Consider the following 14,423-nt stretch of genomic DNA (forward strand, 5'->3'; position numbering starts at 1 on the left):
CATGGGGGGCAGTTGCCTCGACGCTGGCCCCGACGGCGGAGATCGGACAGGCCGACCGACCGGCCGTATACGGCCGGTCGCCGCGCTAAAGTCCCTCACCTGGGGAAATCGACATGCCGGGGGAAGGCCGAGACCAGTGACCAATGAGTTCAGCGCGCTGCTGAAGCAGCTTCGGCACGAGGCGAACCTGACTCAGGAGGCATTGGCGGAGCGCGCCGGAGTGGGCGTCCGCACCATCCGCGGTCTTGAGACCGGCGAGCGCGTCGACCCGCGGATGACCACGGTGCGGCTCCTGGCCGACGCACTGGAGCTGAGTCCCGAGGGACGCGACCGGCTGCTCGCGACCGTCGTCCGCAGGCCCGTTGAGGACGATCCGGCGGGGGAAGTGCCCGGCCCGCCCGCGCCCCTGTCGGCGGCGGGCGGCCTGCCGGGATCGCCGTTCCACGAAGCCCTCGCCGATGTCTGCGACCAGATCGCCCACACGGTGGCCGCCCGGTGGCAGCGCGAGGAGGAACAGCGGCAGGTCCACGACCCCTATCCGCTGCCGGTGCGCTGGCGGCCGGTCGCCGAGGAACTCACCGACCACTGGGCCAACGTCCGCCGCCTGCCACCGGGAAGCAGCCACGATCCGGTGGATCTGAGCGGACAGGTGGACGCGATCGTCGAGGTGTACCGGCGGATTCCCTCGGGACGACTCGTGGTGCTGGGCCGCTCGGGCTCCGGCAAGACGGTCCTCGCCGTACGGTTCGTCCTGGACCGCCTGAAGGCCCGGAGCCGCGCCGACGCCGTACCGGTGATCTTCAGCGTCGGCTCGTGGGACCCGACGGCCGTCGCCCTACGAGACTGGCTCGCGGCGCAGTTGACCCGGGACCACCCCGGTCTCGCGGCCCCCGGGCCCGGCGGGACCAACCTCGCCGACGCGCTCGTCGAGACCGGCCGGATCCTTCCCGTCCTCGACGGCTTCGACGAGATAGCCGACGGCCTGCGCCGCCCCGCCCTCGAAGCGCTCAACGCCACCACGCTGGCGCTGCTCCTGACGAGCCGGCCCTCGGAGTACGCCGCCGCGGTGGCCGAGACCGACGTCCTCACCTCCGCCGCAGCGGTAGAGCTGTCCGACCTCACTCTGGCCGATCTGGACGCCTATCTGCCGCGCACCACCCGCAAGGCCCGCGCCCGGGGCTGCTCGGAGAACGCCTGGGAACCCGTGCTGGGCGAACTGCGTCGGCAGCCCCTGAGCGTGGCCGGCGCCAACCTCGCGACGGTGCTGACCACGCCGCTGATGGTCGCCCTCGCCCGTGCCGTCTACAGCGACACCCCCGGCAGCGACCCGGCAGCGCTGCTGGACACCCGCCGCTTCGCCACCCCCGAGAAACTGGAGGAACACCTCCTCGACAACTTCACCGAGGCCGCCTACCGCCCGCGCCCCGGGGGCGCGCCCGGCGACGCCTGGGACCCCGAGCGCGCCCGCTACTGGCTCGGCTATCTCGCCCACCACCTGAACCGTCTCGACACCCCCGACCTGGAATGGTGGCGCCTTGGCCACGGGCTGGGCCGGCTCGCCCGCACCCTGGTGACCGCGCTCGTGATCTGCCTCGCGATCACTTTGGTCGACGGTGTCTTCGGGCTCGCGTTCGACCCCGTCGCGTACCAACTGGTGGACGGGCCGGTGGCGGGGCTGCTGGGCGGGCTCCTGTTCGGGCTCGCGTACTGGTTCATGGTCGCGGCGAGGGACGCCGCCGTGGTGCCGTCCGTCGTCCGCACGAGGCTGCGCGGCAGAGAGCGGAGACCGGGACGGCGCCCCTTTCGCCGCCTGATGACCGGGGTGGTCTGCGGCCTGGTGTTCGGCTTCGGATACGGGTTCGTGCGCGGGGGGCTCAACGGCCTGCTCTTCCACGCCGACCTCGCCGACGTCCTGGTCGGCGGCGTCGGGGACGGCGCCATCTACGCTCTGATCTTCGCCCTGGCCGCCGGGCCGACCCTCGGTCTGGTCGCCCTCTTCGAAGCCCCTCTCGACATCCGGTCCGCCGTCAATCCGCGCGGCCTGTTGCGCACCAACGGTCGCACGGTCGCCACCCAACTCCTCGTCTGGACACCGACGTTCGGCATCCTCGTGGGCGTTGGATCCCTGGTGCTGGTCGATGCCATGTCGGTGATCATCGGGCCGGTGGTGTGGAACCCCACGGCGGCGCTCAAGCTCGGAGTCATCAGCGGCCTCGGCGGTGCCTTCGGCTATCTGTTCAGCCTGACCTCCTGGGGCCAGTGGACGGTCTTCTCCCGCTTCTGGCTACCGCTGACCGGGCGGCTCCCCTGGTCCCTGGTCGCCTTCCTGGAAGACGCCTACCAGCGAGGCGTCCTGCGCCAGGCGGGCGCGGTCTACCAGTTCCGTCACGCCCGCCTGCAACACCACCTCGCCCGCGACTTTCACCGACCGGGTCATGGCGCGGCGGAGCGCGAGGGAGCGGAATTCAGGCCGCCGGCAGGCCCATCAGCTCCTGCACGACGGCGGTCGGCGACTCGTCGCGGTCGCGGGCCAGCGCGATGACGGCCCGGCAGGCCAGTTCGCGTACTCCGAACGACAGGGCCTCCGGTGACACCCAGCCCGCCGCCTCGTCGAGGGCGTCCTGGTCGTCCTCGGCGCAGGCCGCCACATAAGCGGCCGCCGCCTCGAAGATGTTGTGGTGGCGATCGTCGGCCGGGACGGGCTCGGCCGGCTTGCGAAATCTCCCGAACATCAGGGCCACCTTCCGTGGACGACCCGCCGCGCGTATGCGACACGCCGATCTTTCACATGGTCCCCACCAACGTAGAGTTGAGCCTCCGTCGACAGATAGGGGTCAGCCGTGACTCGCTTCGACCGGCTCAAGGAAATCCAACGCCTCGACCCCGAGCGGGACTTCCTCGCGATCCATCGGATGACGGCGAGCCTGGAGTTCCCGTGGGACTACACCCGAGCCCTCGAACTCGCTCTGTACCGCACCTATGCCGTGCCCAGCATCGGCCGACTCCTCGCGGAAACAGCAGAACTGACGGAGCGTCCGCAGAAGAGATACGACGACACGACCCTGCTTCTGGACGCCGTCGTCGAGCACGGCTTCGACAGCGCGGAGGGACGGGCGGCGGTGCGCCGCATCAACCAGATGCACCGCTCGTACGACATCAGCGACGACGACATGCGCTACGTGCTCTGCACCTTCGTGGTGGTGCCGAAGCGCTGGCTCGACTCCTACGGGTGGCGGCGGCTGAGCAACCACGAACTGCGCGCCGCCGCCCGCTACTACCAGACGCTCGGCCAGCACATGGGAATCAAGGAAATCCCGGACTCCTACGAGGAGTTCGAGCGCTGCCTCGTCGCGTACGAGGCAGCCCACTTCGGCTTCGACGAGGGCGGGCGGCGGGTGTCCGACGCCACCCTCGACCTCATGGCGTCCTGGTATCCGCGCCCCCTGGCCCCGCTGCTGCGTGCCGCGAGCCTCGCCCTGCTCGACGATCCGCTCCTGCGGGCGTTCCGCTACGAGCGGCCGGCCCCGGCCGCCCGGGCCCTGGTCCACGGCGCGCTGCGGCTGCGCGCCCGCGCCGTACGCCTGTTCCCGCCGCGTTCCACGCCCCATTACGGCCGCCAGAACCCCGAGGTCAAGGGTTACCCCGACGGCTACCGCGTCCCCGAACTCGGCACCTTCCCCGTGCCGGGCGTCCGTGGCTGCCCGGTGCCGCGCGCGCGGGCGGGCGAGGCCGAGTGAGGCTCATTCCAGTGAACGCAGCGTCGCCCGGAGCCACTTGAGCTCCGCCACGCTGGTGGCGCGCGCGATGGTGAGGATGCCGCGCCGGTAGGGATCGTCCAACTCCTCGGCGGCGATGGGGCGTTCGCCGTCGTAGAAGAAGCTGGCGGGCTCTTCGAGGAAGGCCAGCCTGCGCCGCAGTACGGTGGCCTGTTCGGCCTGTCCGGGCAGATGGCGCAGAAACGCGAGCAGGGTGAACCAGCGGTTCTCGTCGGTGATGTCCAGACGGTCCGGTTCGGCGAGCCGGCGCAGCAGATCGCGGCGGCCCGACGCGGTCAGCGTGAGCGTGTGCCGGGGGGCCGCCGCCGCGCCGGGCTGGGTCTCGCGGGACAGCAGGCCGGCCTTCTCCAGGCGCTTGATCGCCGGATAGAGCGTGCTCTCGCCGACCGGGCGCACATGCCCGGTGAGCGCGGTGATCCGCTTGCGCAGCTCGTAGCCGTGCAGCGGCGCTTCGTAGAGGAATCCCAGGATGGCGAGTTCGAGCATGCCCGCATTCTGCCGCATCGCGTGAGGTCTGACGGTGTACATCGGTGTCGTAGTACTGCGCCAACGATGTATGGTCGGCCACGAGCAGCACGGAGACGTGCCCGGTCGAGGTGACCGGGCACACCGACACGGGGAGCGCGTCATGCGGCAGACGGAATTCGACGGGCGGGGCAGCCTGATCCGGTGGACGCAGAGCGAGGGGGCGGGGCCCGCGCTGGTGTACGTGCACGGCCTCGGCTCGATGTCGGCCATCTATCACGCCCACATCGCGGCCCATCCGGCGCTCATCGGTCGACGCCAGCTCTTCGTCGATCTGCCCGGGCACGGCATCAGTGACCGGCCCGCGGACTTCGGCTACACCCTTGAGGACCACGCCGGCGCCCTCGCGGCGGTACTGGACGCGGCAGGCCTCACGGAGGCCGAGGTGGTGGGGCACAGCATGGGCGGTTCGGTCGCCGTCGTGCTGGCCGACCGCCGCCCGGACCTGGTCGCCCGGCTCCTGCTGACCGAGGCCAACCTCGATCCCCACCCGGTGCCGGGGGCGGGCAGCAGCGGTATCGCGTCGTACACGGAGGAGCACTTCGTGCACGGCGGCGGCTTTCCGGAGGTGCTCGCGCGCGTCGGCCCGACCTGGGCGGCGACCATGCGCCTGGCAGACCCGCTCGGCCTCCACCGCACGGCCGTCGGGCTCGTGCACGGCACGCGCCCGACGATGCGCGAACTCCTCATGCGGGCCAAGACAGTTGACCGGACCTACTTGGTGGGCGGCCTCGACGACGCCCTGCCGGGGCGCGCCGACCTCATCGCCTCGGGCGTCCGGGTCGTGACGGTTCCCGGCGCCGGGCACAACATCATGCTGGACAACCCGGCCGCCTTCGCACGCGAAGTGGCCCGGCCGGGCCAGGGCTCCGGCATGCGCGAAGGGGCCCCGTCGCGCCGGAGCCCTGGCGGTCAGCCCTCGCGCACGGCCACCGCGAGGTAGCGCTCGTCCTCGTCGGCGTAGGAAACGAGCCGCCAGTCGGCCGAGGCGAGCAGCGGCCGCAGCCTGGGCTCCGCGCGCAGGTCCTCGTCGGTGAGCGTGCGGCCCTGGCGTGCCGCGAGCGCGGCGCGGCCGATGGGGTGGAACAGGGCGAGGCGGCCGCCCGGCCGGGTGATCCGCGCCAACTCCCGCAGGTTCTCGGCCGGCTGGGGCAGATGGGAGATCAGCCCCGCGCCGAACACCACGTCCACGGACGCGGAGCCGAGCGGCAGCCGGGCCACGTCCGCGCGCAGCAGCACGGCATGCCGGTCGCGCCCGGCCCGTACGGCCTCGGCGAGCATCTCCGGGGTGAGGTCCACGCCGACGACGAGGCCCGTCGGGCCGACCGCGTCGCGCAGCGGCGGCAGGGCGCGTCCGGTGCCGCAGCCCGCGTCGAGCACGGCGTCGCCCCGCGTGAGCCCCAGCTCCGCGACGGCCGCGGCATACGCCGGGCCGTCGTCGGGGAACTTGCGGTCCCAGTCGGCCGCGCGGGCGGCGAAGAATTCCTGAACGTGTGCGTGGTCTCCGGCCATGGCCCCATGATCCCCCACCCGCCACCGATCCCGCAGTGGCCGAAAATCGACCACGGCGAGCGCATTCGAACAGAGCGCGATCGTCGGGGAACATCTCTTCGTCATATTCCAGCAGCTTTCGAACTGCGCCCCAGCCGCGCGCCCCTCCCCGGACTAGCGTCCCTGGGCCATGGGACACCTGGACCACGCCGCCTTCGGCTGGCTGACACCCGTGCTGTCGTACGCGATGGCCTGCATCGGCGCCGCCCTCGGGCTGCGCTGCACCGTGCGCGCCCTCGGCGCCACCGGACGTTCCCGGCGCAACTGGCTGATCACCGCCGCTTCGGCCATCGGCACCGGCATCTGGACGATGCACTTCGTCGCGATGCTCGGCTTCGCCGTGAGCGGCACCGACATCCGTTACGACGTGCTCCCGACCATCCTCAGCCTGCTCGTCGCCATGGTGTTCGTCGGCGCCGGAGTCTTCGCCGTCGGATACGGCAGGGACCGCCCCCGCGCGCTCCTGACCGGAGGCCTCGCCACCGGACTCGGCGTCGCCGGCATGCACTACCTCGGCATGGCGGCCCTGCGGCTGCACGGCCAGGTCCACTACGACCCCGTACTCGTCGCGCTCTCCGTCGTCATCGCCGTGGTCGCGGCGACCGCCGCCCTGTGGGCCGGCCTGAACATCAAGGCCCCGGTCGCGGTGGCCGCCGCCTCCCTCGTGATGGGCGCGGCCGTCAGCAGCATGCACTACACCGGCATGATCGCGGTGAGCGTGGACGTCACCCCCAGCGGCGCCGAACTGCCCGGGGCGACGGCGATGCAGTTCATCTTCCCCCTCGCCGTCGGCCTCGGGTCCTACCTCTTCATCACCGCCGCCTTCGTCGCGCTCTCCCCGACGGCCCGCGAACGCGCCGAGTACGCCTCGGCGGAACAGCTCGCCCCCGCCCCCTGAAAACCCTCCGCCGCGCCGCACCCGGCCCCATCAGCAAGCGAGGAGATCCGTGCGCACACCCCGCAAGGCCCCGGACGCCGAGCCCCCGACCCCGGTGGGCGCCCGTGGGCGACGCGCCCACGCAGGACCGCCGGCCGCCGACGAACACGCCCTCGGCGAACCCCCGGCGCCGCAGGACGCGGAGGCCCTGTGGCGGCTGCGGCCCCGCACGGTGCGCGCCAAGATCGTCTCGCTGCTCATGGTGCCCGTCGTCTCGCTCCTGACCTTGTGGGGCTTCGCCACCGTCACCACCGCCCAGGACGTCTCCGCACTGCGCCAGGCGCGCCGCGTCGACGAACAGGTCCACGGCCCCCTCGTCGCCGCCGTGGCCGCACTCCAGGCCGAACGGCGCGCCGCCGCACGGTACTTGGCGGCCCCCGCCGACGACCTCGCCGCCGAACTCGACCAGCGGGCCAAACGCGCCGACACCGCCCTCGGCGGACTCAGGCTCGACCGGGACCACACCGTCGCCGAGGCCGGGGACGTGCCCGCGAGCGTGACCGAAAGGCTGCGGACCTTCGTCGCCCAGGCGCGGAAGCTGCCCGCGCTGCGGAGCGGCGTCCACGACCGGACCACCGGCTGGGACACCGCCTACCAGCAGTACACCGACACCATCGACGCGGGCTTCGACGTCGACGGCGCACTCGCCGGCGTCCAGGCCCCGGCGCTCGGACCCGGCACGCGCGTCCTGTACGAGTTCGGCCGGGCCGGCGAAATGCTGGCCCGTGAGGACGCCCTGATATCCGCCGCACAGCTCGGCCACACCTTCAGCGCCGAGCATCTGCGCCGCCTCACGGGCGCCGTCGACAGCCGCCGGACCCTCACCGAAAGCGCCACCTCCGACCTCACCGGCCCCGCCCGCAGCGCCTGGACCGCACTGGGCGGACAGAGCGCGTACGCGGCGCTCACTGCCGCCGAGGACAAGCTCCAGGCCGCCGAGCCTGGGCGCGCGGCGGCAGCCGCCGTGGACCCCGCCGCCTGGGACGCCGTGCTCGGCACGGTGCAGAAGGGCATGCAGGACATCGGGGCCCAAGGGGCGCGGAGCGCCACCGGCCGCGCCGACCCGTTCAGCCGCGGGCTGCTGACCACGGGCGGCGCGGCCGTCCTGTTCGGCCTCGCCGCCGTCGCCGCCTCCCTCGTCATCTCCGTACGCATCGGACGCGGGCTCGTCGTCGAGCTCATCAGCCTGCGCAACAGCGCCCTGGAGATCGCCCGGCGCAAACTCCCGACCGCGATGGGCAGGTTGAGATCCGGCGAAGAACTCGACATCCAGGCCGAGGCGCCGCCCGGACCACCGCCACGGGACGAGATCGCGCAAGTCGGCGAGGCGCTCGGCACCGTTCACCGGGCCGCCCTGTCGGCCGCCGTCGAACGCGCGGAACTGGCCAGCGGCATCTCCGGCGTCTTCGTCAACCTCGCCCGCCGCAGCCAAGTACTCGTGCACCGCCAGCTGGGCCTCCTCGACCGCATGGAGCGGCGCGCCGACGACCCGGGCGAACTCGGCGACCTGTTCCGCCTCGACCACCTCACCACCCGCATGCGCCGCCACGCCGAATCGCTGATCATCCTGTCCGGCGCCGCCCCCGGCCGCGCCTGGAGCGTGCCCGTACCGCTCACCAACGTCGTGCGCGCGGCCGTCTCGGAGATCGAGGACTACACCCGGGTGGAAGTGCGCCGGCTCCCCGAGGCCGCCGTCACCGGTGGCGCCGTCGCCGACCTCACCCACCTGCTCGCCGAACTCATCGAGAACGCCGCCCAGTTCTCCCCGCCGCACACCAAGGTCCGGGTCACCGGCGAGCCCGTCGGCAACGGGTACGCGCTCGAAATCGAGTACCGCGGGCTGGGCATGAGTGACGGATCCCTCCACGAGGCCAACCGCAGGATCGAACAGTCCGAGGCGCTCGACCTCTTCGACAGCGACCGTCTCGGCCTCTTCGTCGTCAGCCGCCTCGCCGCCCGCCACACCATCAAGGTCCACCTGCGCACCTCGCCGTACGGCGGCACCACCGCGGTCGTCCTGCTGCCAACCGACCTGCTCCAAGCCGCAGTTGAGGCCCCGGCCCAGCCCGCGCGGGCCACCGCCCGGCGCCTGGAACAGCCTGAGGAGGAAGCGCGCAGGCCGATCGAACCGGCCCCGGCGGCGCCGCCCCGGCCGGCCCTGGTCGCGGACTTCGCACCCCCGCCGGGCCGGCCCGAACCCACGGCGCCTCCCGGCGTGACCACCCTGCGCCAGCGGGCCCGGGGCGTCGCCCCCGAAGGCGCCGAGGACGGGCTGCCGCGCCGGGTGCGCCAGGCGAGCCTCGCCCCGCAACTGCGCGAGGCTCCCGCCCCCGAGCCCGACACCGGCCCGGGTGCCGCCGCCTCCACCCCCGAGCAGGCCCGGGACCGCATGACCGCCTACATGGGTGGCTGGGCCCGAGGCGGCGCCGACCGGCCCGCCCCCCGAACTCCCGCACCGGGCACGCCCGGTGGCGGCCGCACCAGCGAAGGAGACCGCGCATGATCGACCACCAGAGGCTCGACGCCCCGCACCACACGGGCCCCGCACCCGGCGCGGCCTCCGGCGCGCGGCCCGGCACGCGCTCGGGTGAACTCGACTGGCTCCTGGACGACTTGGTCATGCGGGTGGGCGAGGTCCGGCACGCCGTCGTGCTGTCCAACGACGGCCTGGCCGTCGGCGCCTCCAGCGCGCTGACCCGCGAGGACGCCGAACACCTCGCCGCGGTGGCCTCCGGGTTCCACAGCCTCGCCAAGGGAGCCGGACGCCACTTCCAGGTCGGCCAAGTACGCCAGACCATGGTCGAGATGGACGACGGATTCCTCTTCGTCGCGGCGGCGGGAGACGGCTCCTGCCTCGCCGTGCTCTCCTCGCTCACCAGCGACATCGGGCTCATCGCGTACGAGATGGCACGTCTGGTCAAACGGGTCGGCGAACACCTCTACACGCCACCGCGCCACACCGTGCGCCCGCCGGCGGCCGGTTGACCGGAAAGGCACGCCCACCCCATGAACGAACACCGGCCGGAAGGCCCCGCGTACCGGCCGAGCCACTGGTACGACACGGACGCGGGGCCGCTGGTCCGCCCGTACGCCATGACCGGCGGCCGCACCGCGCCCGGCCCCAGCGGCGTACGCCTCGACCTCATCGCGCTCGTCACGCTCGCCGCGCCGCGCGGGCCCGAGCCCGCCGAGGAATCCCTCCTCGGCCCCGAACACCGGGCGCTGCTCGCCCTGTGCCGCAGGGAGACCCAGTCCGTCGCCGAACTCGCCGCCGACGCGGACCTGCCCGTCGGTGTCGTCCGCGTCCTCGTCGGGGACCTGCTCGAATCCGGTCATGTGGCCGTCAGCCGGCCCGTACCGCCCGCGCAGCTGCCCGACGAGATCATCCTGAGAGAAGTGATCGATGGCCTCCGAGCCCTCTGAACCCGCCCCCGCCCTCGCGCTGAAGATCCTCGTCGCGGGCGGATTCGGGGTGGGCAAGACCACCCTCGTCGGGGCTGTCAGCGAGATCCGTCCGCTGCGCACCGAGGAACTCCTCAGCGAGGCAGGGGAGTCGGTGGACGACACCGGTGGCGTGGACCAGAAGACCACCACGACCGTCGCCATGGACTTCGGCCGGATCACCATCCGCTCGGGCCTGTCCCTGTACCTGTTCGGCACCCCCGGGCAGGATCGTTTCTGGTTCCTGTGGGACGAGCTGTCCCAGGGGGCGCTCGGCGCGGTCGTGCTCGCCGACACGCGCCGCCTGGAGGACTGCTTCCCGGCGGTCGACTACTTCGAGCACCGCCGCATCCCCTTCGTCGTCGCCGTCAACTGCTTCGCCGGGGCCCGCGCCCACGGCGTCGCCGATGTGTCCGCGGCGCTCGACCTGGACGGCGGCACCCCCGTGGTGCTGTGCGACGCCCGCGACCGCGACTCCGGGAAGGAGGTCCTGATCCGCCTCGTCGAGTACGCCGGGCGCATGCACACCGCGCGCCTGCTCGACTCGGTCGGCTGATGCCCCGGCCCGCGCCGCGACGCGACTGGCCGGAGTCCGGCACCGCTTGCCCGTGGCGCGCCGGTGGGGAAGGGTGGCAGGGGAACGGGGAAACGGGGAACTGCATGAGCGGGGAGGCCTGACATGGCACTGAAGAAGGAACTCGACTGGCTGCTCGACGACCTGACCCGACGGGTCGAGCACGTGCGCCACGCGATCGTGCTGTCCAACGACGGTCTGGTCACCGCCGCGAGCGCCGAGCTCCCGCGCGAGGACGCGGAACATCTGGCGGCGGTCTCCTCCGGCCTGCACAGCCTCGCCAAGGGGTCGGGCCTGCACTTCCGGGCCGGCAAGGTCCGCCAGACCATGGTCGAGTTCGACGAGGGCGTCCTGTTCGTCACCGCGGCGGGCGACGGCAGCTGCCTGTGCGTGCTCAGCTCCGCCGACGCCGACATCGGCCAGATCGCGTACGAGATGACCCTCTTGGTGAACCGGGTGGGCGAGCACCTCTCGGTGGCGGCGCGACAGCCGAGGGACCTCGGAGCGACCGATCTCTGACCGGCCTCCGTTTCGCACCTGTCTCGACCTCCGGCCGGTGCCGGCGTCCGACCCGTTTCGGCGGCCGGCCGGTGCCGACGTCTGACCCGTTTCGGCGTCCGATCCGTCTCGGACGCGGGCCCGTCTCGGGCCCCGACCCGTCTGAACTGGGCGTCCGGGCGCCGGATTTGAGTTCTTCGTCCGCCGGACGGGAGTTATCCACAGGCCGAGCGGGATGTCGGCACGGCGCGTTACGGTCGTCACCGAGAGTATTCGTCTCTCGCGTACTCGTTCCTCACGGGGGAGGATCCGATGACCGTAGTCACCACCACTCATGCCGTTGTGCCCGCAGTCGCCGCGAGCGCGGCGGCACCGGCCGGCCCGCGGCTCGCGCCAGGCGCCGCCGCACGCGAACTGGAGCTGAAGCGCGCCGAGTTCGAGCTGGCGGTCCAGCTCGGCCACATTCGCACGGTCCCGGATCCGGGCGGCGGACACCGGCGGGTCACCGCGCGCGAGGTGGCGTGGCTGAGAGCCGCCGAGGACTTTCCCGAGGGCCTGCGCGAACGGGTGCGGACCGTCGGCACCGCTGAGGGCGCCGACCTGCTCGGCATCGCACCCGGTCGCTTCACCAAGCTCGCCCGCACGGGCCGGTTCGCGCCGGTGCGCTGCTACCTCAACAGGTACCGGGCCGTGGTGTGGCTCTATCTGGCCGACGAACTGGTCGAACTGGCGCTGCGCGAGCCAGAGTTGCTCAGCGGCCGCCACCCGGAGCCGGACGGCGGCCAGGACTGGCGGCCGCGCAACTGGCGGGCGCGCAGGATCGCGATGCTGGCCCGCCAGACCGACGACCAGTGGGAGCTGGCGGCCGCGGTGGCCGCCACGCTGGACAGCGCCCATCTCGCCCACATCGTCCACGACCCGTATGAACGGGCCCATTTGAGGCGGCTGCGGCCCGAGACGTTCAGGGTCCACCCCGAGTCCCCGACCGCCCAGGGCGTGATCGACGGGCTTGTCCTGGCGGACGAACCGGACGAGATCGACTGGTGTCGGCTACGGCTCGTGGAGGCCCTCGCGGATGCCCGGGACCAAGGCCCCGCCCCCGGCTCGACGGCGGCTTCCGCCCCGGACCCGGCGGCGGAGAGCAGGGGGAATCCGAAGGCGGAGCCCGTCGCCCGGGAGCCCTCCCGGCAGCGGGGAGGAGTGCCGGTACAGCGAAGGCTGCTGGGACGGCTACGGCGGGGAAAGGAGCCGGGCCGGGGCGGGCGGCGACCTGCCCGCAGTTCATGACATCCTGTGACGTCACAGCTCGCCGGACGGGATCGGCGGACGTCCGGGCATTACGGGGAAGGTCGATGAGGCTCTGCTTCCTGGTGGAAGAGCACTACCGCCATGACGGCATGCCCGTCGAGGTGATCCGCCAACTCGACGCCTGGGGACACCAGGTCGACGTGGTGCGCCCCGGCGGGTCCCTGCTACGGATGTCCGAGGCGGTCCGCGCGGGCACCCACGACGCCTGGGTGCTCAAGACGGTCTCCGGCGGCCCGGGGCTGCCGCTCCTGGAAGCCGCCGCCGCCGTCGGCCTGACCACCGTCAACGATGTCCGGTCCATCCGTGGAGTGCGGGACAAGGCGCTCGCCTCGGCCATCGGACGCAGCCGGGGCCTTCCGGTGCCGTTGACGTACGCGGCCGCACGGCCCGAACTGCTCCTGGAAATACCCGAGTCCGAGTTCCCCCTGGTGGTGAAGCCCGCCGACGGCAGCTCGGGGCGGGCCGTGCACCTCGTGCCGTCGCCGGAACGGCTGGCCGCGATGCTGCCCGCGCTCGCGGGGGAGGGGATGCTCATCGCGCAGCCGTACGTCCCCAACTCGGGCATCGACCTCAAGGTGTACTGCGTGGGCGGCGAGTTGTACGCCACCGAGCGCCGCTCACCGCTCCACCCCGACCGGGGCGTGCGCGAACGGCATGTTCCGCTGCCCGCCGAAGTGGCCGCCATCGTCGACCAGGTGGGCGCGGTCTACGGGCTCGACCTGTACGGCGTCGACGTGCTGCTCGGCCCGGACGGGCCGGTGGTCGTCGATGTGAACGACTTCCCGAGCTTCCGGCAGGTCCCGGACGCGGCCGCGAAGGTGGCCCGCGCGGTGCTCGAACTGGCCCGCACGGGCAGCGAGGTGGCCGCAGCCGCCTTCGTCCCCGCCGCGGCACGCATACCGGAGCAGCCTTTCGGGGGTGGCGTGCCGGGCGCCGGGGCGCAGCCGGTGCGGTCCTCGGCGGCGGTCGAGGGCCGGTGAGCGGCGCGACCACGGTCGGGCTCATCACGCCGGAGCCGGACCATCCGCTGCTCGCCGCCACCGCGGAGCTGCTCCGGAGCGAACACAGGGTGGTGGCCGTCCATCCGGAGACGGCCCGACTCGACACCCTGGAGCGGTGGGCCGACGTCTACCTGCTCAAGTCGCGTACGCCGCGCGCTCTCGCCCTGGCCCGGGAGCTGGAGTCCCGGGGCGTCCCGGTGATCAACTCCGCGACGGCGACCGCCCTGTGCCAGGACCGTACCGCCATGGCGGAGCGGGCCGAGGAGGCCGGGCTGCCGTTCGCGGCGACCCGTACCCATGGCTCGCTGGCCGAGCTCGCGGCCGGCGCCGGGCCGGACGGCCCGCTGGTGGTGAAGAGCCGGCACAGCCGGCGGCACGACCTGGTGGCGCGGGTCGACAGCCGGCGGCAGTGGGCGGAGCTGGCCGGTTCCTGGGCGAACGAGCCCGTGGTGACCCAGGAGTTCGCGGAGAACAACGGGGACGACCACAAGCTGTGGGTGATCGCCGGCACGGTCTTCGCGGCGCTGCGCCGCTCGGAGCTGTCCCCCGAGGGCCGAGGCCCCACCCGGCCGCTCGCCCTGGGCCAACTGCCGTCGGGCTGGGCGCGGTTGGTGGTCGAGGTCGGCGAGGCCTTCCGCCTCGACGTGTACGGCGTGGACGTCATAGCGACGCGGGAGGGCGGGCCGCTGATCGTGGACATCAACGCCTTTCCCGGCATCCGTGGCCAGGCGGGTGCCCCCGAGGCCCTCGCGGCCCTGGCGTTGCGCAGGGCTCACGAGGCGGTGGCGGCGGCCTGAGGGCCGGCGCCCGGG

Annotated in this window: 15 protein-coding genes; 12 read left to right on the top strand and 3 right to left on the bottom strand. The window is 73.0% G+C overall.

Annotated elements, in window-relative coordinates; translation table 11 throughout:
* Positions 1–136: 136 nt before the first annotated feature.
* Complete coding sequence (locus tag ACFYZA_RS03610) at positions 137–2,542, top strand: helix-turn-helix domain-containing protein (protein ID WP_388486804.1); 2,406 nt, start codon at positions 137–139, stop codon at positions 2,540–2,542.
* Here the strand turns inward: ACFYZA_RS03610 and ACFYZA_RS03615 are convergent.
* The gene (locus ACFYZA_RS03615; protein WP_382583715.1) at positions 2,466–2,732 is read right to left on the bottom strand and encodes a hypothetical protein; all 267 of its coding nucleotides are present in this window, start codon (positions 2,730–2,732) and stop codon (positions 2,466–2,468) included. The two genes, ACFYZA_RS03610 and ACFYZA_RS03615, sit on opposite strands and share 77 nt — an antisense overlap.
* Positions 2,733–2,840: 108 nt before the next feature.
* Between ACFYZA_RS03615 and ACFYZA_RS03620 the strand changes: the two genes are divergently transcribed.
* Positions 2,841–3,737, top strand: coding sequence for an oxygenase MpaB family protein (locus tag ACFYZA_RS03620; protein WP_382583712.1), 897 nt, complete (start codon positions 2,841–2,843; stop codon positions 3,735–3,737).
* A 3-nt stretch (positions 3,738–3,740) separates the two neighbouring features.
* On the opposite strand, the gene ACFYZA_RS03625 is transcribed toward ACFYZA_RS03620, so the two are convergent.
* Positions 3,741–4,262 (bottom strand): PadR family transcriptional regulator, encoded by a 522-nt coding sequence (locus ACFYZA_RS03625; RefSeq protein WP_388486808.1) that lies wholly within the window; start codon positions 4,260–4,262, stop codon positions 3,741–3,743.
* Positions 4,263–4,404: 142 nt separating this feature from the next.
* Between ACFYZA_RS03625 and ACFYZA_RS03630 the strand changes: the two genes are divergently transcribed.
* A complete protein-coding gene (locus tag ACFYZA_RS03630; protein ID WP_388486811.1) occupies positions 4,405–5,244 on the top strand; it encodes an alpha/beta fold hydrolase in 840 nt (279 codons plus the stop codon).
* Here the strand turns inward: ACFYZA_RS03630 and ACFYZA_RS03635 are convergent.
* Entirely contained in the window at positions 5,214–5,813 is a 600-nt protein-coding gene (locus ACFYZA_RS03635; protein ID WP_382583703.1) for a methyltransferase domain-containing protein, read from the bottom strand. The genes ACFYZA_RS03630 and ACFYZA_RS03635 overlap by 31 nt on opposite strands.
* 169 nt (positions 5,814–5,982) lie before the next feature.
* Here ACFYZA_RS03635 and ACFYZA_RS03640 point away from each other — a divergent pair, with 169 nt between their 5' ends.
* The 9 genes from ACFYZA_RS03640 (at position 5,983) to ACFYZA_RS03680 (ending at position 14,408) form a co-directional block, all read left to right on the top strand.
* A complete protein-coding gene (locus ACFYZA_RS03640) occupies positions 5,983–6,750 on the top strand; it encodes an MHYT domain-containing protein (protein WP_382583700.1) in 768 nt (255 codons plus the stop codon).
* Between the two features lie 49 nt (positions 6,751–6,799).
* Entirely contained in the window at positions 6,800–9,292 is a 2,493-nt protein-coding gene (locus ACFYZA_RS03645) for a nitrate- and nitrite sensing domain-containing protein (protein ID WP_388486814.1), read from the top strand.
* Positions 9,289–9,774, top strand: a complete 486-nt coding sequence (locus ACFYZA_RS03650; protein ID WP_382583695.1) for a roadblock/LC7 domain-containing protein — start codon at positions 9,289–9,291, stop codon at positions 9,772–9,774. Before ACFYZA_RS03645 ends, ACFYZA_RS03650 begins: the two co-directional genes overlap by 4 nt.
* A gap of 21 nt (positions 9,775–9,795) precedes the next feature.
* Positions 9,796–10,212 carry a DUF742 domain-containing protein gene (locus tag ACFYZA_RS03655; RefSeq protein ID WP_382583692.1) on the top strand — a complete coding sequence of 139 codons (417 nt, stop codon included), beginning with the start codon at positions 9,796–9,798 and terminating at the stop codon, positions 10,210–10,212.
* Positions 10,193–10,786 carry an ATP/GTP-binding protein gene (locus tag ACFYZA_RS03660; protein WP_388486818.1) on the top strand — a complete coding sequence of 198 codons (594 nt, stop codon included), beginning with the start codon at positions 10,193–10,195 and terminating at the stop codon, positions 10,784–10,786. The genes ACFYZA_RS03655 and ACFYZA_RS03660 overlap by 20 nt, the downstream gene beginning before the upstream one ends.
* A 123-nt stretch (positions 10,787–10,909) precedes the next feature.
* Positions 10,910–11,323: a roadblock/LC7 domain-containing protein gene (locus ACFYZA_RS03665; protein ID WP_382583687.1), complete on the top strand. Its 414-nt coding sequence runs from the start codon at positions 10,910–10,912 to the stop codon at positions 11,321–11,323.
* 291 nt (positions 11,324–11,614) lie between these two features.
* Positions 11,615–12,589 (top strand): DUF6397 family protein, encoded by a 975-nt coding sequence (locus ACFYZA_RS03670; protein ID WP_388486821.1) that lies wholly within the window; start codon positions 11,615–11,617, stop codon positions 12,587–12,589.
* A 65-nt stretch (positions 12,590–12,654) separates the two neighbouring features.
* On the top strand, positions 12,655–13,590 hold the full coding sequence (locus ACFYZA_RS03675) for a RimK family alpha-L-glutamate ligase (RefSeq protein ID WP_388486824.1): 936 nt from the start codon (positions 12,655–12,657) through the stop codon (positions 13,588–13,590).
* A complete protein-coding gene (locus ACFYZA_RS03680; protein WP_388486826.1) occupies positions 13,587–14,408 on the top strand; it encodes a RimK family alpha-L-glutamate ligase in 822 nt (273 codons plus the stop codon). Before ACFYZA_RS03675 ends, ACFYZA_RS03680 begins: the two co-directional genes overlap by 4 nt.
* The last annotated feature ends 15 nt before the right edge of the window (positions 14,409–14,423 follow it).

Source organism: Streptomyces sp. NPDC001828 (assembly GCF_042892175.1).
Lineage (GTDB): Bacteria > Actinomycetota > Actinomycetes > Streptomycetales > Streptomycetaceae > Streptomyces.